Origin of the sequence: Streptomyces beijiangensis (assembly GCF_017315755.1) — a bacterium.
GTDB lineage: Bacteria > Actinomycetota > Actinomycetes > Streptomycetales > Streptomycetaceae > Streptomyces > Streptomyces beijiangensis.
The window spans coordinates 1-24,636 of the sequence record NZ_JAFLRJ010000126.1; the positions used below are offsets into that span (position 1 = coordinate 1).

At 68.9% G+C, this 24,636-nt stretch carries 17 protein-coding genes; 10 read left to right on the forward strand and 7 right to left on the reverse strand.

The window, feature by feature from the left end; all coding sequences use genetic code 11:
- Positions 1 to 3,318, forward strand: a 3,318-nt coding sequence (gene pulA / locus J0695_RS13825; RefSeq protein WP_206962311.1) for a pullulanase-type alpha-1,6-glucosidase, incomplete at its 5' end; no start/stop codon positions are given.
- Positions 3,319 to 3,921: 603 nt separating this feature from the next.
- Here pulA and J0695_RS13830 read toward each other — a convergent pair.
- Positions 3,922 to 4,446, reverse strand: coding sequence for a GNAT family N-acetyltransferase (locus J0695_RS13830; RefSeq protein ID WP_206962312.1), 525 nt, complete (start codon positions 4,444 to 4,446; stop codon positions 3,922 to 3,924).
- A gap of 50 nt (positions 4,447 to 4,496) precedes the next feature.
- Here J0695_RS13830 and J0695_RS13835 point away from each other — a divergent pair, with 50 nt between their 5' ends.
- The gene (locus tag J0695_RS13835; protein ID WP_206962313.1) at positions 4,497 to 4,844 is read left to right on the forward strand and encodes a 5-carboxymethyl-2-hydroxymuconate Delta-isomerase; all 348 of its coding nucleotides are present in this window, start codon (positions 4,497 to 4,499) and stop codon (positions 4,842 to 4,844) included.
- A gap of 46 nt (positions 4,845 to 4,890) precedes the next feature.
- The gene (locus J0695_RS13840; RefSeq protein ID WP_206962314.1) at positions 4,891 to 5,586 is read left to right on the forward strand and encodes a DUF4230 domain-containing protein; all 696 of its coding nucleotides are present in this window, start codon (positions 4,891 to 4,893) and stop codon (positions 5,584 to 5,586) included.
- Here the strand turns inward: J0695_RS13840 and J0695_RS13845 are convergent.
- Positions 5,562 to 6,287: a TetR/AcrR family transcriptional regulator gene (locus tag J0695_RS13845; protein ID WP_206962315.1), complete on the reverse strand. Its 726-nt coding sequence runs from the start codon at positions 6,285 to 6,287 to the stop codon at positions 5,562 to 5,564. The genes J0695_RS13840 and J0695_RS13845 overlap by 25 nt on opposite strands.
- Positions 6,288 to 6,375: 88 nt before the next feature.
- Positions 6,376 to 7,443 (reverse strand): LacI family DNA-binding transcriptional regulator, encoded by a 1,068-nt coding sequence (locus J0695_RS13850; RefSeq protein WP_206962316.1) that lies wholly within the window; start codon positions 7,441 to 7,443, stop codon positions 6,376 to 6,378.
- Positions 7,444 to 7,707: 264 nt separating this feature from the next.
- On the opposite strand from J0695_RS13850, the gene J0695_RS13855 reads away from it, so the two are divergent.
- The 5 genes from J0695_RS13855 to J0695_RS13875 are packed head-to-tail and all read left to right on the forward strand — an operon-like array spanning position 7,708 to position 15,213.
- The gene (locus J0695_RS13855) at positions 7,708 to 9,006 is read left to right on the forward strand and encodes an ABC transporter substrate-binding protein (protein ID WP_206962317.1); all 1,299 of its coding nucleotides are present in this window, start codon (positions 7,708 to 7,710) and stop codon (positions 9,004 to 9,006) included.
- A gap of 24 nt (positions 9,007 to 9,030) precedes the next feature.
- Complete coding sequence (locus J0695_RS13860) at positions 9,031 to 10,008, forward strand: carbohydrate ABC transporter permease (RefSeq protein ID WP_206962318.1); 978 nt, start codon at positions 9,031 to 9,033, stop codon at positions 10,006 to 10,008.
- Positions 10,005 to 10,874, forward strand: coding sequence for a carbohydrate ABC transporter permease (locus J0695_RS13865; protein WP_206962319.1), 870 nt, complete (start codon positions 10,005 to 10,007; stop codon positions 10,872 to 10,874). The genes J0695_RS13860 and J0695_RS13865 overlap by 4 nt, the downstream gene beginning before the upstream one ends.
- A 45-nt stretch (positions 10,875 to 10,919) precedes the next feature.
- A complete protein-coding gene (locus J0695_RS13870) occupies positions 10,920 to 12,191 on the forward strand; it encodes a glycoside hydrolase 5 family protein (RefSeq protein ID WP_206962320.1) in 1,272 nt (423 codons plus the stop codon).
- The gene (locus tag J0695_RS13875) at positions 12,184 to 15,213 is read left to right on the forward strand and encodes an alpha-mannosidase (protein WP_206962321.1); all 3,030 of its coding nucleotides are present in this window, start codon (positions 12,184 to 12,186) and stop codon (positions 15,211 to 15,213) included. The genes J0695_RS13870 and J0695_RS13875 overlap by 8 nt, the downstream gene beginning before the upstream one ends.
- A 56-nt stretch (positions 15,214 to 15,269) precedes the next feature.
- Here J0695_RS13875 and J0695_RS13880 read toward each other — a convergent pair whose 3' ends face one another.
- Positions 15,270 to 18,770, reverse strand: a complete 3,501-nt coding sequence (locus J0695_RS13880; RefSeq protein WP_206962322.1) for a hypothetical protein — start codon at positions 18,768 to 18,770, stop codon at positions 15,270 to 15,272.
- A gap of 139 nt (positions 18,771 to 18,909) precedes the next feature.
- The gene (locus J0695_RS13885) at positions 18,910 to 20,604 is read right to left on the reverse strand and encodes a hypothetical protein (protein WP_206962323.1); all 1,695 of its coding nucleotides are present in this window, start codon (positions 20,602 to 20,604) and stop codon (positions 18,910 to 18,912) included.
- Positions 20,605 to 21,050: 446 nt separating this feature from the next.
- Between J0695_RS13885 and J0695_RS13890 the strand changes: the two genes are divergently transcribed.
- Positions 21,051 to 22,136, forward strand: a complete 1,086-nt coding sequence (locus J0695_RS13890) for an NAD(P)H-dependent amine dehydrogenase family protein (RefSeq protein WP_206962324.1) — start codon at positions 21,051 to 21,053, stop codon at positions 22,134 to 22,136.
- The gene (locus J0695_RS13895) at positions 22,133 to 22,612 is read left to right on the forward strand and encodes a carboxymuconolactone decarboxylase family protein (protein WP_206962325.1); all 480 of its coding nucleotides are present in this window, start codon (positions 22,133 to 22,135) and stop codon (positions 22,610 to 22,612) included. The genes J0695_RS13890 and J0695_RS13895 overlap by 4 nt, the downstream gene beginning before the upstream one ends.
- Before the next feature lie 8 nt (positions 22,613 to 22,620).
- On the opposite strand, the gene J0695_RS13900 is transcribed toward J0695_RS13895, so the two are convergent.
- Together J0695_RS13900 and J0695_RS13905 are read right to left on the reverse strand one after the other, a co-directional pair.
- Complete coding sequence (locus tag J0695_RS13900; protein WP_206962326.1) at positions 22,621 to 23,694, reverse strand: PDR/VanB family oxidoreductase; 1,074 nt, start codon at positions 23,692 to 23,694, stop codon at positions 22,621 to 22,623.
- 1 nt (position 23,695) lies between these two features.
- The gene (locus J0695_RS13905) at positions 23,696 to 24,580 is read right to left on the reverse strand and encodes a metal-dependent hydrolase (RefSeq protein ID WP_206962327.1); all 885 of its coding nucleotides are present in this window, start codon (positions 24,578 to 24,580) and stop codon (positions 23,696 to 23,698) included.
- Positions 24,581 to 24,636 lie beyond the last annotated feature (56 nt).

A 24,636-nucleotide genomic window follows, 5' to 3' on the forward strand; every position in this document is an offset into this window, starting at 1 on the left:
GCCCTGCGCTACAAGGCAGTTGTCGTCGACTCGGCCGGACGTACGGCATCGGCGACCGCCGAGACGGTCGCCGGGGACACCCCCGCCGCCGAGACCCCGACCGCCACCCAGCGCGACTACGCGATCGTCCACTACAAGCGTCCGGCCGGTGACTACACCGACTGGCGGCTCTACGCCTGGGGCGACCTGGCGGACGGCGAGTCCACCACCTGGCCCGCAGGGCATGACTTCACAGGACGGGACGCGTACGGCGCCTTCGCGTACGTCAAGCTCAAGCCCGGCGCCTCCACGGTGAACTTCCTCGTCATCGACAAGGACGGCACCAAGGACGTCGCCACCGACCGCACCATCGACGTGACGAAGTCGGGCGAGGTCTGGCTGGAGCAGGGCAAGGACACGGTCACCACCACCCGCCCCGGCTATCCGGCCCAGGACACGGCCAAGGCGGTCGTCCACTACCACCGCGCCGACGGCGTCTACGACGGCTGGGGTCTGCACACCTGGACGGGCGCGGCATCCCCGACCGACTGGTCCAAGCCCCTGGAGCCGACGCGTATCGACTCGTACGGTGCCGTGTATGAGGTGCCCCTCGCGGCAGGCGCCACCTCGCTCAGCTACATCATCCACAACGGCGACGCGAAGGACCTGCCCACCGACCAGTCCCTGGACCTCAAGGCCAACGGCTACGAGGTGTGGCTGTTGAACGCCACCGAGAAGTACCTCCTACCGCAGCCCGCCGGCAGCGCGGCCGCCCTCGACCTCACCACCTCCAAGGCGGTCTGGATCGACGCGAACACGGTCGCTTTCAACGGCAGCGACACCGCCGCCTCCACCCAGCTCCTGTACTCCGCCGACGGCTCGATCGCCGTCAAGGACGGGGCGCTGACCTCGGACGACGAGCGCTGGCTGCGGCTGAACAAGTCGTCGCTCACCGACGCGCAGAAGGCGAAGTTCCCGTACCTGGCGAAGTACACCGCGTACTCGGTGGACGTACGGGACCGCTCCCGCGTCCGCGCCGCCCTGCGCGGCCAGCTCGTCGCCTCGCAGCGCGCCGCGAACGGCGCCGTCCTCGCCGCGACAGGCGTGCAGATCGCCGGCGTACTCGACGATCTGTACGCCAACGACGGCGCACTCGGCGCGACCTTCGACCGCAAGGGCGCCCCGACGCTCCGGGTCTGGGCCCCCACCGCGCAGAGCGTCTCCCTGCTCCTCGACGGCAAGCGCGTCGCCATGCGGCGCGACGACAGGACCGGCAACTGGTCGGTCACCGGAAAGAAGTCCTGGCCGGGCAAGAAGTACCTGTACGAGGTGAAGGTCTGGGCCCCCACGGTCCGGAAGATCGTCACCAACCAGGTCACCGACCCCTACTCGGTCGCCCTCACCACCGACTCGAAGCTGAGCGTGATCGCCGACCTGGACGCCAAGTCCCTTGCCCCGTCCGGCTGGTCGACCCTGAAGAAGCCGGCCGCCGTACCGCTGAAGGACGCGGCGATCCAGGAGCTGCAGATCCGGGACTTCTCGGTCGCCGACCCGACGTCCAAGCACCCGGGCGAGTACCTGGCCTTCACGGACACCGGCTCCGACGGCATGAAGCACCTCAAGCAGCTCGCACAGTCCGGCACGTCGTACGTCCACCTCCTGCCGGCCTTCGACATCGGCACCATCCCGGAGAAGAAGTCCGACCAGCAGACCCCGTCATGTGATCTCAAGGTCTACGCGCCCGACTCCGAGAAGCAGCAGGAGTGCGTGGCGGCCGCCGCCGCGAAGGACGCGTACAACTGGGGCTACGACCCGCTCCACTACACCGTCCCGGAGGGCTCGTACTCCTCCGATCCCGAGGGCACCAAGCGCACGGTGGAGTTCCGTCAGATGGTCCAGGGCCTCAACGGCGCGGGCCTTCGCACGGTGATGGACGTCGTCTACAACCACACGGTCGCCAGCGGCCAGGCCGACAAATCCGTCCTGGACAAGATCGTGCCCGGTTACTACCAGCGGCTCCTCGCCGACGGTTCCGTGGCGACCTCCACCTGCTGCGCCAACACCGCGACCGAGAACGCCATGATGGGCAAGCTGGTCGTCGACTCGATCGTCACCTGGGCCAAGGAGTACAAGGTCGACGGCTTCCGCTTCGACCTGATGGGCCACCAGCCCAAGGCCAACATCCTGGCCGTGCGCAAGGCGCTCGACGCCCTCACCCCCGCCAAGGACGGCGTGGACGGGAAGAAGATCATTCTGTACGGGGAGGGGTGGAACTTCGGCGAGGTCGCCGACGACGCCCGCTTCGTCCAGGCCACCCAGAAGAACATGGCCGGCACCGGCATCGCCACCTTCTCCGACCGGGCCCGCGACGCGATCCGCGGCGGCGGCCCCTTCGACGAGGACCCCGGCGTACAGGGCTTCGCGAGCGGGCTCTACACCGACCCCAACGCCTCGGCCGCCAACGGTACGACGGCCGAGCAGAAGGCCCGCCTCCTGCACTACCAGGACCTGATCAAGGTCGGGCTGACCGGCAACCTCGCCGGGTACTCCTTCACCGACACCTCGGGCCGTACGGTCAAGGGATCGGACGTCGACTACAACGGCGCCCCCGCCGGATACGCGGCCGCCCCCGGCGACGCGCTCTCCTACGCGGACGCCCACGACAACGAGTCCCTCTACGACGCCCTCGCCTTCAAGCTCCCGGCCACCACACCGGCCGCCGACCGGGCCCGTATGCAGGTACTCGCCATGGCGACCGCCGCCCTCTCGCAGGGCCCGTCGCTCTCCCAGGCGGGCACCGACCTCCTCCGCTCCAAGTCCCTGGACCGCAACTCCTTCGACAGCGGCGACTGGTTCAACGCCATCCACTGGAACTGCGCCGACGGCAACGGATTCGGCCGGGGTCTTCCGCCGGCCGCCGACAACGCCCCCAAGTGGCCGTACGCCAAACCCCTGTTGACGGGCATCAAGCCCGCCGACTGCACCACCATCACGTCCACCACGGCCGCCTACCAGGATCTGCTGAAGATCCGCACGACGGACCCGTCCTTCGACCTCTCGACCACCGCCCAGGTGCAGTCCGCCCTGTCCTTCCCGCTCTCCGGGAAGGACGAGACACCGGGTGTCATCACGATGCGCCTCGGCGAGCTGGTCGTGGTCATCAACGCGACGCCGTCCGCACAGACCCAGAAGGTCGCGACCCTGGCCGGGACGGCGTACGCGCTCCACCCCGTCCAGGCGGCGGGCGCGGATTCCACCGTGAAGTCAGCCTCGTACGAAGGGAGTTCCGGCTCGTTCACCGTTCCTGGGCGTACGGTGGCCGTCTTCTCCCGGCGGTGATGCCGTAGCGGGACCGGTTCCGGTCAGGCACCATGCCGGACGCGGCACTTCTCGATGTCCGCCTGCCCGATCTGAACGGCTTCGAGCTCTGCCGTCGTATCAAGGCGCACCCCGGCATCGCACCGATTCCCGTGGCGCACTTCTCGGCCACGCCCCCCAGCGCACTCGACCGCAGCCGCGGAGTGGACGCGGGGGGCGAGGCCTACCTCTCCGTCCCCATCGAGCCCGCGGAGCCTGCCGGGATCTTCCCCGCGGGCACCGAACCCGCCGCCCGTCTGTTCTTCGCCCGCAAGCGTGCCGACCACCCACCGGTCTGTCTCGCGGTGCCCCCGTCCGTGGACGGCGACTTCGGCGCCACGGCGCTGCTCGGACAGCTCGCGCGGCAGCACGGCGCTGGCGGCCGAGTCCTTGCGCACGTACCCGGAGGAACGGCGCGTGGCGCTCACCCTCCAGCGCAGCTTCCACCCCAAGTCCCCGCCCCGGCTGCAGGGCGCGGAGCCGGCCCTGCGCTATGTCCCCGCCACGCGGAACGCGGAGATCGGGGGCGACACTTCCATGCCGCGCTCGCCACCCCGTCCGGGTCCTGGCCCTGCGGCTCAAGCCTCAGCCGGGCACGGCCTCCTTCTCCAGCAGCGTCACCCCGTAGACGAGCCCGTCCCTCCTGGCCTTGCCCGTGAACTCCCCGACGACCCGGTACCCGGCCGACTCGTAGTACGTACGCAACCGGGGGTTGGACGTCACACAGTCCAGGCGGACGAGCGGACGCCCCACGTCCGAGATCCGCCGCTCGGCATGGGCGAGCAGCACGCCCCCCGTCCCCGGCGAGGCGGCCTCCCGGTCGACCATCAGCCGGTGCACATAGCCCGCCACGGGCGGCTGCACACCCCACGCCTCCACGTCGTCCCACCACAGTTCGTACGCGCCCGCGATGCGCCCCGCCCCGGTCTCGGCGAGCCACACCTCGCCCTCCTTCATCCGCAGCAGGAAGTGCTCGGCGCTCTTGTCGCCGGACTTCCACTGATCGATGCCGGTCTTCCCCATCCAGCGGGCAGCACCATCGAACAGCTCCACCAGCGCGTCGGCGTCCGCGCGGCTGTCCGCCATCCGGAAGGTCAGTTGTGCACTCATACAGATCACCGTAAAGCTGACCACTGACACCCGTGCAACGAGGAGCCCCCATGCCACAGATCACCGTCGACTACTCCGACACCCTCGACGAGTCCTTCGACCGCCGCGGCTTCGCGCTCGCCCTGCACCCGGTGGTCGTGGAGACGGTCGCGGCCCGCACCCCCGCCTGCAAGACGCGCTTCCGTCCCGTGCGGGACTTCACGGCCGGCGACGGCGAGGCGGACGACGCGATCGTCCACGTCGGCATCGGGCTGCTGCCGGGTCGCACCGACGAGGCGAAGGCGGCCCTGACGGAGGCCGTACTCGCCCTCGTACAGCAGCACATCAAGCCCACGGACCTCACGCTGCACATCTCTGCCGAGACGCGGGATCTCGACGCCTCGTACCGGAAGATCTGACCTCGGTTGTCCGAGTGGTCATGGAGTCCGGGGGAACCCGGACTCCATGACTCTGACCGAACCGCAGCCGCAGACGAAGCAGGAGCGCCGACGCCCGGGGCAGTCCTGGTGGATCAAACTGCCGATGGCCGTTGTCGTGATCTTCGCTCTGCTCTTCACCGCGTCCAGGCTCGACTTCCTGCCCGGCTGGGCGGATGTCTTCGGCGAGAAGACCCAGGACCGGACGGGCCCGGCACTCCTCCAGTCGATCCAGGACATGAGCCGTTACGAGGCGGCGTCCGGCAACTTCCAGGTCGTGGTCGACCTGGAGAAGGACGCCAAGTTCCTCCCGGACGCGCTCAAAGGATCGCGCACGCTGTACGTGGGCGCGGGCAGCGTCGGCGCGGCGGTGGACCTGGGCAAGGTGGCGAAGGGCAACGTCATCATGAACAAGGCCCGCACCGAGGCCACGCTCCACTTGCCCCACGCGACCCTCGACAAGCCGGCCCTCGACCCTGACCGCTCGTACGCGGTCTCCAAGCAGCGCGGCCTGCTCGACCGGCTGGGCGACTTCTTCTCCGACAACCCCAACAGCGAACGCGCGGTCCAGTCCCTGGCGGCCAAGCACATCGGCGAGGCGGCGAAGGACAGCGGGCTGGCCTCCCGGGCCGAGAAGAACACGACCACGATGCTCCAGGGCCTGCTCCACTCCCTGGGCTTCAAGGACGTCACGGTCCTCTACGACGCGGGCGCCACGCGCTGAGCCGGAATCATCCCGCCGCCGAGCTGCGCGAGCCGCCCGAGCAGATCTCCGAAGGGCCCGTCCGCGGGCTCCTCACCCAGGATCCGCAGCACGATGGCGGCCATCTCGTCGTCGTACGCGGCACTCACGGCAGCCAGCGCGGCGAAGTCGTGCACCAGCTGCAACTCCAGCTCCGCACGCGGAATCCGCCGCCCGTCGAGCCAGATCAGCGCGGTGGACTCGGCGAGCGAGACCCACGACCGGACGACCAACTGCATCCGGGCGGGCGGCTCTCCCGTGCCCAGATGCGAAAGGATCTGCAGATAGGCGGCGTTCCGCACCTCGTCGATCATGGCGTTGGTGGTGGACGAGCCCACGGCCGGTCCGCCGCGCATCAGGGCGGAGAAGCCGGGACCGTGCTCGTCCACGAAGTCGAAGAACCGCCCCATGACCCTCAACAGCCGTGCCCCGAGCGGACCTTCACGCGGCTCCACGAACCGCTCGGCCAGCTCGTCGGCGGCCCGCCGCAGAGCGGCCTCGTACAGCGACTGCTTGCCGGGGAAGTAGTGATAGACGAGCGGCCGGGAGATCCCGGCGGCAGCGGCTATCTCATCGATGGAGACGTCATCGGGGGAGCGATGGCTGAACAGCTCCAACGCCACACTGATCAGCTGCTGCCTGCGCTCTTCGACGCCCATCCTGCGGCGTACCCCGGTGGTCATACGAACAGCCTACCGATTGACCGATCGGGCCCGGCCCCGCGCACTCGGGCCAGGGCCTTCAGCGCGCGTGACACCGCGGCGGGTTGGGTCAGAGCGTCGCGGGCGGGCCCGTGCTCTCGCGGGGTTCCAGATGGGGGAGCTCGGCCTGGATGCTGCGTACAGGACCGCCGTCGAGCCGGTCGAGCAGCTCCTGGGCGGCGAGGCGGCCGAAGCCGGAGGTGTCGCGGACCAGGGCCGTGAGCCGGGGGTGGATGACCCGGCACAGGGCCGAGTCGTCCCAGGCCACGATGGACAGCCTGCCGGGCACGGGGATGCCGCGCTCGGCGGCGACCGCGGAACCCGCCACCGCCATCACGTCGTTGTCGAAGACGATCGCGGTCGGCGGGTCCGGCTCGTCCAGGATGCGGCGGGTCGCCTCCGCGCCCTCCGCGTCGGAGTAGTCGGTGGTGACCGACCGGCTGCCGTCGAAGCCCAGCCGGGCCGCCTCGGTGCGCAGCGAGCGGATCCGGCGCTCGGTGTGGGCGAGGCCGGGCATGCCCGCGACGTGAACGATGCGGCGGTGGCCCAGTTCGTGCAGATGGGCGAGGACCGAGGCCATGGCCGCGGTGTCGTCGGCCCACACGGAGGAGACGTGCGGGGTGTCCTCGCCGGGGGCGGGTGCGCCGATGACGACGGCGGGCAGGTCCAGCGAGGCGAGGAGCTCGGGCCGGGGGTCGTGGGCGCGCGGGTCGACCACCAGTACGCCGTCGACGCGCTTCTCGGCCCACCAGCGGCGGTACACCGCGCACTCGGTCTCGATGTCCTCGACGACCTGGAAGAGCAGGGCGACCTTGCGGTCGGCGAGCACCTCCTGGACCCCGGAGACGAGTTGCAGGAAGAACGACTCGACCCCGAGGGTGCGCGCGGGCCGGGCCAGGACCAGGCCGACACAGCCCGAGCGCTCCCCGGACAGGGCGCGGGCGGCGCTGTTGGGCTCCCAGCCCAGCTCCTCCGCCATCCGGCGGATCCGGTCCCTGGTGCCCTGCGACACACCGGGCCGGCCGTTCAGGGCGAAGGAGACCGCGCTCTCGGACACGCCCGCACGGCGTGCGATGTCCTTGATCGTGGGCCTGCGCACAGGAGTTGTCCTGGCGCCATCGCCGCCGGCCGGTGTCATCGGAGCTCCTCCGCTAAAGCGCATTAGTCGTCACAGTCTCGCCCGTTCGGCGCAGGCTGTCAACGGCTTGGTGCGAGCGCGATTCAGACCGCTCTGACCTGGTGAAAGTCGTTGATCGGAACCGGACCATTGACATCTACTAAAACGCATTAGTAGCCTCGGCGCCGCGCCACCGGGGGTCAACTTCCCCGTAATCCCAAGTTCTTTGGGAAAGGGGGTGCATCCCCATTTCTCTGTGCAGGTCCGAGCAAAGGAGCCCCGGCCATGCGGATATCCCGCAGAGCGGCAACAGCCACGGCGATCGCGATCACATCGGCACTCGTCATGACGGCCTGCGGGGGCTCCGGAGGGTCGAGCGGCAGCAACAGCGACGCCTCCGGCAAGGTCGAGGGCACCGTCAAGTTCCAGACCTGGAACCTGAAGACCAACTTCAAGGACTACTTCGAGGGCGTCATCGGCGACTTCGAGAAGAAGTACCCGGACGTCAAGATCGTCTGGATCGACCAGCCGGCCGAGGGCTACGCGGACAAGCTCAGCGCCGACGCCGCGGCCAACACGCTCCCCGACGTCGTCAACGTCTCCCCGGACCTGGCCACCCCCCTCGCCAAGGCGGGCCTCGCGCTCAACCTCGACCAGGCAGCGGCCAAGTACAAGGACGAATATCTCGACGGCGCCTGGAAGAGCCATGAGATGCCGGGCAAGGAGGGCACGTACGCCTTCCCCTGGTACCTCAACACCGGGCCGATGTTCTACAACAAGAAGCTCTTCAAGGACGCGGGCCTCGACCCCGAGAAGCCCCCGACCTCGTACGACCAGCTCTTCAAGGACGCCCTGACGATGGCGGACAAGAGCAAGGGCAAGACCGCGATGCTCGCCAACGCCCCGGCCGTCGAGGACTTCGGGCGCTATGGCGTGAAGCTGATGAACGACGACATGTCGAAGTTCACCTTCAATGAGCCCAAGGGCGTCGAACTCGTAGAGAAGTACAAGGAGTTGTACGACGCCAAGGCGCTCGACTCGGGTGCCCTGACCAGTGTGGCGGAGTCCGCTGGACGCAAGTTCCAGCAGCAGTCCATCGCCATGAACCCGGGCGGCGCGGGCGACCTGAAGAAGTACAAGACCGAGGCCCCGAGCCTCTACAAGAACATCGGCATCACGCCCGCGGTGAACAACACCGGCAAGGACAACATGTATGTCCAGGGCCTGATGGTGAACTCCCAGTCCAAGGTGAAGCCGGCCGCGGTGGAGTTCGCGCACTGGGTGACCGACGCGAAGAACCAGATGGCGTTCGCGCACAAGGTTGCGATCTTCCCGTCCACCAAGGGCAGCCTGGACGACCCGTACTTCAGCCAGGACGGCGGCACCGACGAGGGCCGTGTACGGGTCGCCGCCGCCAAGGCGCTCAAGACCGCGGTGAACTACACCCCCGCGGTCTTCAGCGAGCAGATGAAGACGGCGCTGAAGAACGAGGTCGCCAAGGCCATGCAGGGCAAGAAGTCCGCGAAGGAGGCCCTGGACGACGCGGCCGCCGAGTGCGACAAGCTGCTCCAGCAGGCCGGCTGAACGGACAGCTCAAGGGCGTAGACCATGACAGACATCTCGACGAGGAACGGTGAGCCGGTCGCCAGTACCGGACCGGCCACCGGTTCCCCGGCCACCTCCCGCAAGGCCCGCGGCGCCGGCCGCCGCACGGGCGTCCGCACCCATCTGCCCAGCACCCCCTGGCTGTTCCTGCTGCCGGGCTTCCTGGTCACCGGGGGCTTCGTCCTCTACCCGTTCCTCTCCACGGTGGGGAGCTCCTTCACCGATCAGCGCACCCTCATCGCGGGCAAGTGGGTCGGCGGCGCCAACTACCAGGAGCTGGTCCACGACGACATGTTCTGGACGGCGCTGCGCAACAGCCTGCTGTACATGGTCGGCGTCGTACCGCTCCTGGTGATCCTGCCGCTGCTGCTGGCGATGCTGGTGCAGAACTACCTGCCGGGCATCGGCTTCTTCCGCTCCGCCTTCTACACACCTGTCGTCGCCTCCGTCGTCGTGGTCGGCCTGATCTGGGTCTGGCTGCTCGACGACCGCGGTCTGGTCAACGCCGTGCTCGGCGTGATCGGGGTAGGGCCTGTCTCCTTCCTCAGCGACCAGTGGCTGCTGCTCATCAGCGCGATGCTGGTCACGGTCTGGAAGGGCCTCGGCTACTACATGATCGTTTACATGGCCGCGCTCGGGAACGTACCGCGCGAACTGCACGAGGCCTGTGCCGTCGACGGCGCCGGTCCGGTACGCCGCTTCTTCACCGTCACCGTCCCTGCCGTGCGCTCCACCATGGTCCTGGTCGGCGCCCTCGCCTCCGTCAACGCCTTCAAGGTCTTCTCCGAGGTCTATCTGATGGCCGGACCCAACGGCGGCCCCGGCGGCGAGGACACCACCCTCGTCATGCTCATCAAACAGGTCGGCACCGGCCTCACCGGCCGCGTCGGCTACGCCTCGGCCCTGTCCGTCGTCGTCTTCGTCATCACCCTCGGCCTGATGCTGCTCGTGCTGCGCGCCGACCGGAAGGAGGACGCGTGAAGTCCCGTATCAAGGCCAGGTTCCAGGCCGACGGCGGCCGGCGCCCGCCCGTATGGCAGCTGGTGCTGCGCTACCTGCTCCTCCTCGCGGTGTTCGCCGTGCTGGTCGGCCCCTTCCTGTGGCAGCTGTCCACGTCCCTCAAGGGCCCGGCCGAGGACATCTACAGCTACCCGCCGAAGCTGCTGCCCTCGGACCCGACCCTCGACAACTACGCGAAGGTCGCCGATCTCATCCCGGTCTGGGACTTCGCGCTCAACTCGCTGAAAGTCGCGGTCGCCAACGTCCTCACCAACTGCGTGGGCGCGGCCCTCGCCGGATACGCCCTGGCCCGGCTGAAGTTCAAGGGCCGGGGGATCGCCATGGTGGCGTTCGTGACGGCCATGCTGGTGCCGGTCGAGTCGATCATCATCGCCCAGTTCATGACGATGCGGGACCTGCAGCTCAACAACACCCTGACCGGTGTGGTCCTGCCCGGCTGCATCGGCGCCCTCAACGTCCTGCTGATGCGCAACGCCTTCGCCAACATCCCGTACGAGATCGAGGAGGCCGCCTACTGCGACGGCGCCAACGCCTGGCAGCGCTTCACCAGGATCGCGCTGCCCGCCGTGAAGGGCACCATCGCCGTGGTCGCGATCTTCTCCTTCATGGGCGCCTGGGACGACTTCCTGTGGCCGCTGATCGTGCTGAGCGACCAGTCCAAATTCACGCTCACCATCGGCCTGGACTATCTGCACGGCACCTTCGCGAACAACCAGCGTCTGGTGGCCGCCGGCACCGTCATCGCCGTCGCCCCGCTCATCGTGCTGTTCGCCTGTCTGCAGCGCTACTTCTTCCGCGGAGTGGGTGAGGGCGCGGTCAAGGGCTGATCTCCCCTCCCTCTCCGGTACGTACGCACACGCAAGGACCCCGTCATGCCCGACGCCACCCGCACGCTCCGCTTCGGCGCCAACTACACGCCCACCAAGGGGTGGTTCCACCACTGGCTCGACTTCGACCTCGACGCCGTACGCGCCGACCTCGACTCGATCGCGGGCCTGGGCCTCGACCACATCCGGGTCTTCCCGCTGTGGCCCCTGTTCCAGCCCAACCGCACCCTGATCAGGCCGAGGGCGGTAGAGCAGCTGGTCCAGCTCGCGGATGCCGCCGCCGAGCGCGGCCTCGACGTCAATGTGGACGGACTGCAGGGGCACCTCTCCAGCTTCGACTTCCTGCCCGCGTGGACCCAGACCTGGCACCGGCGCAACATCTTCGCCGACCCCGAGGTGATCGCCGCGCAGGAGGAGTACCTGCGGACCCTGGCCGCCGCGCTCGCCGACCGGCCGAACTTCCTCGGCATGACCATCGGCAACGAGATCAACCAGTTCTCGCACGATCCGCACCCCGACCCGGACCGCATCTCCCAGGAACAGGCGGCCAGTTGGCTGGAGCGGATGCTCGCGGCCTGCGAGTTGGGCGCACCGGGGAAGTTCCATCTGCACGCCGAGTACGACGCGACCTGGTACCAGGACGGACAGCCCTTCACGCCCGCCCAGGCCGCCCGCCTCGGCGCCGCGACCGCCGTGCACTCCTGGGTGTTCAACGGCACCGCCCAGCGCCACGGCCGCACGGGAACGGCGACCGAGCACCATGCCGCGTACCTGATCGAACTGGCCCGCGCCTGGCACACCGACCCGCACCGGCCCTTGTGGCTGCAGGAGGTCGGCGCCCCCGCGCCGCACATTCCGGCCGAGCACGCCGCGCGCTTCACCGAGCGGACCATCGCGAACGCCCTGGACTGCGAGGACGTCTGGGGCGTCACCTGGTGGTGCTCGCACGACGTCTCGCGCGAACTCGCCGACTTCCCCGAACTCGAGTACAGCCTCGGCCTGTTGACCAACGACCGCGAGGTCAAACCCGCGGGCGCCGCGATCGCGCTGATCGCGGAGCAGTGGCGCGGTCGCGCGCACAAGCCGCAGCCGCGTACGACCGCACTCGTCGTGGACACGGGTGACACCCTCACGTCACCGGCGCGCGCCGCCTGCGCCCCCGGCGGCGCCTTCTTCGAGGCCTGGGCGGAACTCACGGCGCAGGGCGTCCGCCCCGCCGTGGTCCTGGCCGAGTATGCGTACGACAAGGAGCACCTGGCCGCCCGCGGCATCACCGAGGTGGTCACCCCCGAACAGATGGAGCCCACCCATGCATGACGACCGCGCACTCGTCGAAGCCCGCCTCAGGCGCGTACTCGACGAGCGCATCCGCCCCGCCGTGTACCCCGCGTCCGTGGAGCTGCGGGTAGAGGCCTGGGTCGCCCCCGGCGAGCCGGTGCCGGTGGCCGAAGGCCTGGCGGCGGTACACACGCCGGTGAAGGCCGGCGACCGATGGGGGGCTCCCTGGGGGACCACCTGGTTCAAGGTGACCGGAGAGGTGCCGGCCGAGTGGGCGGGCAGGACGGTGGAGGCCGTCCTCGACCTGGGCTTCGACGAGAACATGCCGGGCTTCCAGTGCGAGGCGCTCGTCTACACGCCCGGGGGCGAGCCGCTCAAGGCGATCAACCCGCGCAATCAGTGGGTGCGTGTGGGCGACCCCGTGGCCGGCGGGGAACGCGTCGAATGGCACCTGGAGGCGGCGTCCAACCCGGTTCTCCTGGACTACAAGCCCTTCCAGCCGACACAACTGGGCGACAAGGAGACCGCGGGCGACGAGCCGCAGTACCGCCTGGAACGCATGGACCTCGCCGTCTTCGACCGTGAGGTGTGGGAGCTCGTCGCGGACCTGGAGGTCGCCGGCGAGCTGATGCACGAGCTCTCCGTGGAGTCCGGCCGCAGGTGGGAACTGCTGCGCGCCGTGAACCGCTGCCTGGACGCGGTCGACCTGCAGGACGTCAACGGCACGGCGGCCGCGGCCCGTTCGGAGCTGGTGGGGGTGCTTTCGGCCCCTGCCGACGCCTCCGCCCACCGCATCAGCGCCGTCGGTCACGCCCACATCGACTCCGCCTGGCTGTGGCCGCTGCGCGAGACGGTGCGCAAGGTCGCGCGTACGACCTCGAACATGACCTCGCTCCTCGAGGACGAGCCCGAGTTCGTCTACACGATGTCCCAGGCCCAGCAGTACGCCTGGATCAAGGAGCACCGCCCCGAGGTGTACGCCAAGGTCAAGAAGGCCGTCGCCGAGGGCCGCTTCGTCCCCGCAGGAGGCATGTGGGTCGAGTCGGACACCAATATGCCGGGTTCGGAGGCGATGGCCCGCCAGTTCGTGCACGGCAAGCGGTTCTTCATCGACGAGTTCGGCATCGAGAACGACGAGGCCTGGCTGCCCGACACGTTCGGCTTCGCCGCAGGGCTGCCGCAGATCATCAAGGCCGCGGGCTCCAAGTGGCTGCTCACCCAGAAGATCTCCTGGTCGCAGATCAACAAGTTCCCGCACCACACCTTCAATTGGGAGGGCATCGACGGGACGCGGATCTTCACGCACTTCCCGCCGGTGGACACGTACAACTGCTCGATGAAGGGCAGCGAGATCGCCCACGCGGCGAAGAACTTCAAGGACAAGGGCGTCGCCAAGCACTCCATCGCGCCCACCGGCTGGGGCGACGGCGGCGGCGGAACCACGCGCGAGATGATCGCCAAGGCGCGCAGGCTGGCCGACCTGGAAGGCTCGGCGAAGGTCACCTGGGAGTCCCCGGCCGAGTTCTTCACGAAGGCCGAGGCCGAATACCCCGACCCGCCGGTCTGGGTCGGCGAGCTCTATCTGGAGCTGCACCGCGCCACCCTGACCAGCCAGGCCAGGACCAAGCAGGGCAACCGCCGCTCCGAACACCTGCTCCGCGAGACCGAACTGTGGGCCGCCACGGCTGCCGTGCGTACCGGATTCGCTTACCCCTACGAGCAGTTGGACCGCATCTGGAAGACGGTGCTGCTCCACCAGTTCCACGACATCCTGCCCGGCTCGTCCATCGCCTGGGTGCACCGCGAGGCGGAGAAGACGTACGCGGCGGTGGCGGAAGAGCTCGGCGCGATCATCGCGGCCGCGCAGACGGCGCTCGCGGGAGACCCCTCAGCCGACTCCGAGATCGTGTTCAACGCGGCCGCCCACACCCGGTCCGGGATCGCGGCGGGAGGTGCGGGCCGGGCCGCGGTCACGGGCGAGGTCACCCTCACCGAACGTCCGGACGGCGGTCATGTGCTGGACAACGGCCTGCTGCGGATCGAGATCGACGACCGGGGCCTGGTGGTCTCGGCGTACGACATCGGGAACGACCGCGAGACCGTCGCCCCCGGAGCGGCCGCGAACCTCCTCCAGATTCACCCCGACTTCCCCAACATGTGGGACGCCTGGGACGTCGACGAGTTCTACCGAAACGTCGTCACCGACCTGACGGCCGCCGACTCGGTCAGGGTGAGCGCCGAGTCCCCGGCCTCCGTCTCGATCGAGGTCGTACGCACCTTCGGCGCATCCCGCGCCACCCAGGTCCTGACCCTCGCCGCAGGCGAGCAGCGCCTCGACATCGACACCGAGGTCGACTGGCACGAGACGGAGAAGTTCCTCAAGGCCGCCTTCCCCGTGGACATCCACGCCGAGCGGTACGCGGCGGAGACCCAGTTCGGCCACCTCCACCGCCCCACGCACACCAACACCAGCTGGGAGGCGGCCAAGTTCGAGGCCTGCAACCACCGCTTCCTGCACGTGGCGGAGCCCGGCTGGGGTGTGGCACTGGTCAACGACTCGACGTACGGCCACGACGTGACCCGCACGGTCCGCCCCTCCGACTCCGGCACGACCACCACCGTCCGCCTCTCCCTGCTGCGCGCCCCGCGCTTCCCCGACCCCGAGACCGACCAGGGCGTCCACCGCTTCCGTTACGCCCTCGCCCCCGGCGCGAGCGTGGTCGACGCGGTCCGCGAGGGCTTCCGTATCAACCTGCCCGAGCGGCGGATCGCCGGTGACGCGGAGGTCGCGCCGCTGGCCACCGTCGACGACGACGCGGTCGCGGTCAGCGCGGTGAAGCTGGCCGACGACGGCTCGGGCGATGTGGTCGTACGCGTCTACGAAGCAGCGGGGGGCCGGGCCAGGACGACTCTCCGACTCGGCTTCCCCGCAACGTCCGTGGTCGCCACGGACCTCCTGGAGCGTCCGCTCGCCGACGCGTCCGCGTACGAGGTGGAGGAAGGAACGGTCGCGCTGAAGCTCCGCCCCTTCGAGCTCGTCACGCTGCGTCTGGCCAGGTAGCCGACGCTGGTCCGGCGGCCCCGAAAGGCGGCCGCCGGACCAGGGGCAGCGGCGCGTCAGATCATCGCGCACTCGGCGATCTGGAGGCCGCCGGTGCAGATGTTGGCGACGACCATGACGCCGACCGCGACGGCCTTGGGGATCTCCTCGGTGTTGACGGCCACCGCGTAGCTGACGCGGGCGATGTCGTTGGTGAGGTTGCTGGTCTCTTCCACGATCGCGATGCTCCGGGGGGAGCCGACCGGCTTCTGCGACAGCTCGTAGAAGTGGTACGCGCTGCACGCCAGGGACGGGATCACCAGCACGGCGTCCACGATGGCGCCGACTCCGCGGCCGTCGGAGACGGCCAGGCTGCCGAGCTTGGCCGTGGTGGCGAACTTCGCCTGCGCGGGCCCCGAGAAGATGAGTTTGCACAGGATCCGGACGGCGGTGGTGGCGGTGGCGACCGCCGACACGTACGGGTTGTCGATCGGGTCGTTGGGAACCACGTAGTTGGACACCGCGTTGGCCAGGCCGCCCGACACTCCGCCGAGCACGCCGAGGACGGCGGACGGAATGGCCCAGGGGTTGTCCCCGGTCTCCTGGGCGGCCTCGAAGCCGGAGATCAGGGCGCCACCGAACAGCGCGCTGAAGCCGCAGAATCCGTGACCCGTGATGTGGACCGCCAGGGCGGTGGTCGCCGAGATGGCGAACGGCGAGCCGGCTGCCGCGACACTCGCGGCCTCGGCGCGCGCGGTCGTCGACCGTGCGGCGGCCTGCTTCGGCTGGAAGGCGTTGAGCAGCGTCGGGTAGTCCGCCACGGTGATCAGGAAGGTGGTGTCGGCGTTGTCGGGGAACGGAGTCCTGCCCGCGGTGACCTTGTAGGCCAGCGTCACCGGCACCGCGGCGACCCAGCAGGCGAGGTCGAGGAAGGACAGGTCGGGTACGCCGAAGCTGTTGAGGATGTCGGAGACCACCGGGATGTGGATCGGGGTGTCCAGCAGCTTCACCGCCGCCTTCGCGATGTCGTACAGGATGTCGAAGAGCGCGTCGATGACGGTCTTCGCGCTCTCAAGGACCAGGTCGGCGAGGATCGCCACGAGCTTCTTGAGCGTGTCGAGGAGTGGCCTGGTCTCGAAGTCGGCTGCGAGGGACTGCAGTCGGGTGATCGTGTCGCCGATGACCGCGCCTTCGTGCTGGATCGCCTGGATCAGCACGGTGATGGGATTGGGCGACGGCGTCGACGGCGGCAGGGGTTTGACCGTCGTGAGCGTTGCCCCGTTGTTCTGATAGTGGTGGGCCAGCAGCCAACCGGGCGCGCTGTGCTGCGCGTTGGGTGTGGACTTGGTGTTGGGGGTCGCGCTGCCGTCGGCGCCGAGGCCGGCCCAGCCGCCGACCCCGGCCCATTTGCCGATCGCCTGCTCCATGCTGGCGATCATGTGGTCGAACTCGCCCTTGACCACCAGGATCTGTCCGACCTGGTGGTCCAGATACACCTTGGTGAGATGGGCCATGACGTTCTTGGTGCGGGTGATGTCGTTCCACTCGAACAGGAACTCAAGGTAGTCGAGCAGGTCGCCGAGGGCGGTCTTGAGCTGCGAGTAGAGCCACTCGGTCGCGGCGACGACCGCCTCCACGCAGTCGAGCACGCACTGGTAGACCTGGCCTGCGATCGTGACGACGAAGTTCCACAGTTTGGTGGCCCCGTCCTCGATGAGCTGGACGACGTACTGCAGCCCACTCCCGATCTGTTCGCCGAGCCAGCAGAACAGGTCCCCTGCGTCGACCAGGATGGAGGCGGGGCTGCTGAGCGACGTCGCCGCGGTGATGCCGGGGCGGGGTCCGGCGGTGGCAGGTGACAGAAGCCTGTTGGCGGCGAGCGCGGCCGGCAGGGCCGTATAGGCCTGCCCCAGCCGGGTGTTGGCCGTCGCCACGGTCTGCAGGGCCGCCTGACTCGCTCCCGCCGGCACCAGCTTCTTGGTGGTTCCGTTCGGACGGACGATCGTCGCGCCGGTCAGCAGCGCGGGTGTGGTGAGCGCGACGGCCTTCTTGAACGCCTTGTCCATCGGATTGATCTCGGCGCGTGTCCCGCCCGCGGACACCGACAGCCTCGTTCCGGCCATGGAGTCCACCGGCTCGACGATCGTGACCGTCCCCAGCGCGTCCGTCGGCACCTGGATGGGCGTCGGGCCGATCACGTAATGCAGGTAATTGATGCGGACGGCGGTGACGTTGGTGGCCGTGACGGTGAGCGGCACGCCCTTCGCCGGTTGCCCGGTGACGGTGTCGGCCACCCGCACCTGGGTGGTGTAGGAGGTGAAGCTCTGGGCGGGCGCGTTGCCGCTCGGCGGGTCCAGCGTGATGTCGCTGAACGTCCACATGCCGGTGGCCGGAGATTTCACGGCCTTCGTCAGCTTGTTCTGCCCGGTGTGCGCGAAGAAGGTGCCCGCGCTGTTCGCCCGGTCCAGGTACGGCGAGACCTGTTCCGCACCGGTGAGGATCGGCAGGGGCACGCTCCAGCCGAGCGCCCCGGTCGTCACCTGCGATGCCTGGCACGTGGTGAAGAAGACCTCGTTGCCGGCGTTGAGTCCCCAGACCATGACGCTGCTGCCGGCGGTTGCGGCGTACAGACTGCGTACGCCGTTGAACCGCGGGCTGTTGAACAGCGGGGTGGCGACGGTGCCGCTCTGCTGGCTGCCGGCGGCGAGGCAGTAGAGCGTCCCGCCGGAAGTGACGTACAGATCCGAGGAGTTGTCGGGATTCCGGCAGGCGGCGATGGCCTCCGGTGTGCGCCCCCCGGGGAGGGTGAACAGGCTCGGGGGTGCGGCGACCTTGGGGTTGAACACGTTGTACAGCGGCTGGTACATGAACTGGGGCGCGCCCGCCACCTGCCCGATGGTGTAGAGCCCGTCCACGTACTGCCCGGCCCTGCGGCCCAGACAGCTGGAGTACTTCCCGGGCGCCAGGTCGATCGCGAGGTCGTGCGGGTGCCAGGCGCGTCCGCCTGCGCGGGCCGGGTCGATGTAGTAGCGGAAGACCAGCGGCTGGGCGGAGGAGGGATTGCGGATCACGTCCGCCACGATGTACTGCGCGTCGGTCGCCTCGCCGATGAGCACACCGGCGATCTTGACCTGGGCGAGCGGGTGGTCCGGGTCGTCGAAGGGGTACGCGGTCCAGGCCGGGGCCTTGTCCCAGGCGGCAGGGGAGTCCGAGTTGTTGAGGCTGAGGTAGAGGCGGTCGTTCGTGCCGTCGGAGAGCACCATCGCCAGGTGCACCGGGGCTGCGCCTGAGGTGGCGGTGGCGGCCTGGGCGGTGGCGAAGTCCTTGCAGGTGACCCCGGTCCGGCCGGCGAAGTCCTTGCGTATCTGAGCGGTGCTCACGTCGGAACGCGCCCACCCGCTCCTCGCCTTCGGGACCTCCCTGGTCACGTACAGCGCGTGATCCGTCCCGAGCGAGAACAGCAGCGAGGTGCCGCCCTGTGCCTGGAGGGCCTGGAACTTCGCGTCCGGGGCCAGGATCTCGGCCTGCAGGTAGTTCTGCATGAGTTCGGTGGAGTACGTCAGGGAGTAACTGCTCATTGCTACCAGTCCCGTCGGGAGCGGTCGGTCGTGGAGGGTCGCGGTCGGCCGTGGTCGGTGGCGGGCCGGACAGGAGCCCCGGGCGCTGTGGTTGCCCGGGGCGTGAACTGCGGCTGGGAGTACGGCTGTTCGGCTCGACTCAGCTCGGGTCGGTGTACGTGATGTGCGAGATGAGGTCGCCGAAGTCGGAGAACCCGGCGGACTTGAAGGCGAAGGTCCGGCCCCCGGGGAACACGAAGTTCTGTGCCGCGGACACCGGCATGGCCTTCAGGTTCGGCGAGACCACGGCCTGGAGCCAGTTCTTGACGGCGCCGATGATCTTGTTGAGGTCGGTCCAGAAGTTCAGGAACGGGTCGACGGAAGGATTCTTCGAACCGTCCTGCCTGGTGGTGGTGAGTGTCGCCGCGAGCCGGCCGTCCTGGCCGATGCCGAGCGTGTAGGTGTCGGTGACCGTCAGATCCACGACGTTGCCGTCGGTGGACGTGGCGAGGCTCCGGACGTACAGATAGACCACCAGGTGCTGCACGACCTTGATGGTGTTCCCGGTGAACGAGACGCTGATGTCGTACGACGGGCGAAGTTCCATCTTGCCCAGATCGCCGTTGAGACCTGCCTGGTCGACGGAGTCGGCGCCGTAGTGGAACGTCAGCACCGTGGGGCCGGTCGCGGGCATGGTGAAGCTCGGGGCCTGACCCGATGTCATGCTCCAGGAGTAGCGGGTTTCGACCTTGCCCGCGTCGTACGTCACCCGGACCGAGGGCAGGTAGCAGTTGCTGGGCACGTACGGTGCCAGCTGGTGGCGGAAGTAGTTGGCGAAGGCGTTGCGGTTGATGGCGACCACGCCGTCGAAGTCGGCCTGTTCGTTCGCCTCGACCCAGTTCCAGGAGAACGGCACGGCGGCGGGCAGCGCGTTTCCGTCGGCCGCGCACAGGTAGCTCAGGGCGGCCAGATCCTGTTGGGCGGGGGTCGGATTGACGATGGGCTGGCCGTTGCTGCCGAGGAACGGCAGGACCTCCAAATTGAGGTCGGTGAGGGTGAGTGTCGAAACCGGAGCCTTCGTCTCCTTTATCGTGCAGCCCAGGACGGGGGACCCGTTCTGCCGCATCTGCGCGAAATAGGCGCCCAGGAAGAACTGCTGGAGGATGGAGTACAGCGGATCACCCGGCGGTACGTTCTTTATCGTCGGGATCGTCTCCAGTGCCGCATTGTCGAGGTCGAACAGCAATTGCTGGACCGTGAACGCGCCCGCGCCAAGATTCTTGATCTGCGCCTGGACGGCCGGCGGCAGCTTGCTGTACGCGGTCGGCGAGGTGGTGGAGAGCCGGAGGTCGACCTTCGACTGGAAGATCCAGGGACTCCCTGCGGGCTGGGACTGGCTGAACCATGCGGGAGGCGAGTAGCCGCCGCCCGGGGTCAGTTTCACCACCGAGAACTTGGAGCACAGCAGGTTGTACGTGACGGACGCGGTGTTGCTGCCGAGCGTCACGATGTCCGGGATGCTGCCCGGCGCGAGCCCCGGCGGAAGCCCGATCTGGGCGCGGAACCCCATCATGAACCTGGCTTCGACGAGGTTGCGCAGGTCCTGGCTGGTGTTCGGGTCGGCATTGGCCGGGATGGTGAAGGGGTCGGATCCGTGGGCGTTCTTCTTCAGCTGGTCGTAGTCGATCAGCACCGGATTGCCCTGGAAGTCCGCCACGTAGCAGACCGTGACGACTGGCTGGGTGAGTCCTGAGAGGAACGCCTTCATCGTCGCGTTGATGCTGGCCTGGGTGGTGGCGACGACGAAGTCGTAACCGTATTTGGGTGAGGAGAGATTTGATTTCTGTGCGGTCATCTGGCCACGACCTTGGTCGAAGTGGAAGGAAAGAAGCATGGCACCGCAGGCGCAATTTACGCGCAGCAGTGCCGCTGATTTGCTTTCGATGGCATATCGATAAGGACGACCTGATGAATTCCGGCCACGCCCCCCAGTGCCCGTCCGAGATTCCCCCGCCCCCATTTTCGATGAAGAAATTACTGCTGCCCCACATGACTGTCAAGACACGAAAAGCGCGATCAGTGTGGTGATCTGCTCAATTTCCTGTGCAACCAATGGTGCGCGGCAATGCGGAATGCGGCACCTGGGCCTGTTGAGGGCAACTGACGCCTGCTGGGCCCTGGGGCCCGGGGGCCCTGGAAGGGCGCGGGCGGACAGTGACTCCGGACCGCCGTGCGCGGGGACTCGGAAATTCACCCGGCACGGCTCTAGGAACCTTCGGATCGCCTCGCTACCCTCCGCGCATGATTTCCACCGTGGTCTGGGGTACGGGGAACGTCGGCCGCGCGGCCATTCGCGCCGTGGCGGCCCATCCGGCGCTGACACTTGCCGCAGTGATCGTCCACAGCGCCGACAAGGTCGGGCGTGACGCCGGTGAACTCGGCGGACTGGACTATGAGTTGGGGGTCGCCGCCACCGACGACATCGAGGCGGTGCTCGGCGCCCGGCCCCGCGCCGTCGTCTACGCCGCTTCCGGTGACATCCGGCCCGACGAAGCCCTCGACGACGTCGTACGGGCCGTACGGGCCGGCGCCGTCGTCGTCACCCCCGCGCTGTACGCGCTGTACGACCAGATCAGCGCCCCGGCCGAGTTCCGGGATCCGATACTCGCAGCCGTCGCCGAGGGCGGCGGATCGCTCTTCGTCTCCGGCGTCGATCCCGGGTGGGGCAATGACGTACTGCCGCTGCTGGTCAGCGGGTTGGGGACCGTCATCGACGCGGTCCGCTGCCAGGAGATCTTCGACTACTCGACGTACGACCAGGAAGACTCCGTCCGGAACCTCATCGGCTTCGGGCAGCCCATGGACTACCAGCCCCTCATGCTCGTCGAGTCCATCCCCACCATGGTCTGGGGCGGCCAGATCCGGCTGATGGCCCGGGCGCTGGGCGTCGAGATCGACGAGATACGCGAGACCATGGCCCGCCGCCCCCTCGAATCCACCGTCGAGACCCGCACCATGGGCACCTTCGAGGCCGGCACCCAGGGCGCCGTGCGCTTCGAGGTGCAGGGGATCGTCGGGGGCGAGCCGCGCATCGTCATCGAGCACGTCACCCGTATCCATCCCTCCTGCGCCCCCGACTGGCCCGTCCCGCCCGACGGCGGCGACGGCGCCCACCGTGTCGTCATCGAGGGGCGCCCCCGTATCGAGGTCACCGTCGAGGCCACCGATGAAGGCGAGAACCGGTCCGCGGGCGGCAACGCCACCGCCGTCGGACGTCTCGTCGGCGCCATCGACTGGCTCGCGGACGCCAAGCCCGGACTGTACGACGCACTCGACGTCCCGCTGCGCCCCGCAGCCGGCAGGCTCGGAAGGAAGCAGCAGTCATGATCATTGAGATTCCCGAGGGCGAGGAGCCCATCCCTTACGTCTGGGGCGACATGGTCCCCGGCATCGGCATGGCCGCCGCCAACTTCTCCCTCGCCGTGTACGCCCACACCACCCTCGGCCTGCGCGAGTTCGAGGCTGCCCGGCTGCGCATCGCGCAGATCAACGGGTGCGTCTTCTGCCTCGACTGGCGGACCGAGAAGGACGGCGAGCAGGTCGAGGACGACTTCCCCGACGCGGTGACCCAGTGGCGTACCGCCGACGTCTTCGACGACCGCACCCGGCTGGCCGCCGAGTACGCCGAGCGGTACGCACTCGACCACCACAACCTCGACGACGCGTTCTGGGAGCGGATGACCGCCCACTACAGCCAGGTCGAGATCGTGGAGCTGAGCATGAGCATCGGCTCCTGGCTGGCGTTCGGGCGGCTCAACCACGTGCTGGGGCTCGACTCGGTCTGCGTACTTCCGAAGGTCTAGCCCAAGGTCTAGAGGTCCAGGACCAGGCGCTCCCCGTTGCAGCGCGACACGCAGATCAGCATCGAGTCGTCGCGCTCGGAGTCCGTCAGGAGCTCGTCCCGGTGGTCGATGTCGCCCGCCAGGACGCGTTGCTGGCAGGTTCCGCAGAAGCCCTGTTCGCAGGAGTACGAGACGTCTCGCAGCTCCGCGCGGACCGCCGCGAGGACCGTCGTGCCGGGGCCGACCGTGATCGTACGGCCGCTGCGGTGGAGCTCCACCTCGAAGGCGCCCCCGGAGGGGGCCGCTCTGGGCGCGAAGCGCTCCAGGTGGAGGGTGGCCGTCGGCGGTACGGCCTCCGCGACCGCCGTCATCAGGCCTTCGGGGCCGCAGCAGTAGAAGGCGGTGGAGTCCGGCGCCGCCGTGAAGTCCAGCTCGGGGAAGCCCCGTTCGTCCTCGGGGAAGCCCCGTTCGTCCTCGGGGACGACCGTGACCCGGTCGCCCGCCGCGCCCAGCTTCTCGACCTCGTCCAGGAAGGGCATGGTGGCGCGCGAGCGCCCGCAGTAGAGCAGCCGCCAGTCCGCACCCGCCGCGTCCAGCTGCCGCAGCATCGGCAGGATCGGCGTGATCCCGATGCCACCCGCCACGAAGACGTACGCATCCGCCACCACCAGCGGGAAACGGTTGCGCGGGCCGCGGATCTCCACCTCGTCCGCCTCGTTCAGCGCGTCGTGGACCTCGCGCGAGCCCCCGCGGCCGTCCTCGATGCGGCGCGTGGCGATCGTGTACGCGCCCCGCTCGGCCGGGTCGCCGCACAGGGAGTACTGGCGGATCAGGCCCGACGGGAGCACCACGTCGATGTGTGCGCCCGGGGTCCAGGCGGGCAAGTCATCGCCCTCCAGGCGGAGTTGTACCACACCGTCCGCCGGTGACGTGCGCTCCGTGATCGTGGCGGCGAGGCTGCGGCGGCGCCCGCTCCGGCCCGAGACCGGCTCGTCCAGCGCCGGCATGGGCCACAGCGGGGACCCCGATATACGGCCGCGCAGAGCCCTCCTGGCGAGCAGCGCCGTCGCGGCTATGAGGGCGACCGTACGGATACGCGGCATGTCAGTGGGATCCCTTCGCGGCGGGCGACGAGGCGAGGTAGGCCACGGCCTGGGCGGTGCTGGCCTCCTGGGAGGGGTGGTACGCGGGGCTCAGATAGCGGGGGATGGAGCGCACCATCGCACCGGTCGACGGCAGCATGCCGATACGGCCCCGGTGGCGCAGCGCGGTGAACGACGCCTTCCCGCCGTCGAGCGTCGGGTCGTTCTCCATGAAGAAGCGGGTGCCGCGCTGCCAGAGGAAGACCAGTGCGGTGAAGGCCGTCGCCCAGGTGCGGACCCGCCGCCGGTAGCTGCCGTCCACGTGCAGGAAGAGGTCGAAGGCGACCGAGCGGTGCTCGACCTCCTCGGCGCCGTGCCAGCGCAGCAGGTCCAGCATGGTGGGGTCGGCGCCGCGCCGGTCGAGGGCGTCGGCGTTCAGCACCCAGTCGCCGAGGAACGCCGTGTAGTGCTCGATCGCGGCGATGATCGCGACGCGCTCCAGGAGCCACCACTTCCGCGCCCTGCCCGGCGGGAGCGTGCGGTCGCCGAGCAGCTTCTCGAAGAACCAGTCGACCTGGGCCGTGTACGGCGTCGGGTCGAGGCCCAGCGCCTTGAGGTGCGGCAGTACGTCGTCGTGGGCCTGGGAGTGCATCGCCTCCTGGCCTATGAACCCCATCACGTCCTCACGCAGACGCTCGTCCGTGATGAGCGGGAGCACCTGCTTGTAGACATGCACGAACCAGCGCTCGCCCGCCGGCAGCAGCAGATGCAGGACGTTGATCGTGTGCGTCGTGAAGGGGTCGCCCGGCACCCAGTGCAGGGGCGTCCTGTCCCAGGAGAAGGAGACATCGCGGGGCTTCAACGGGGTGTGCTCCGACGCCACCACGTCCGGCTGCGTATTAGACATGGCGTCAATGTACTGATGGGTACGGGGTGAGGGGCACCCCCCGGACGCCACTTTTT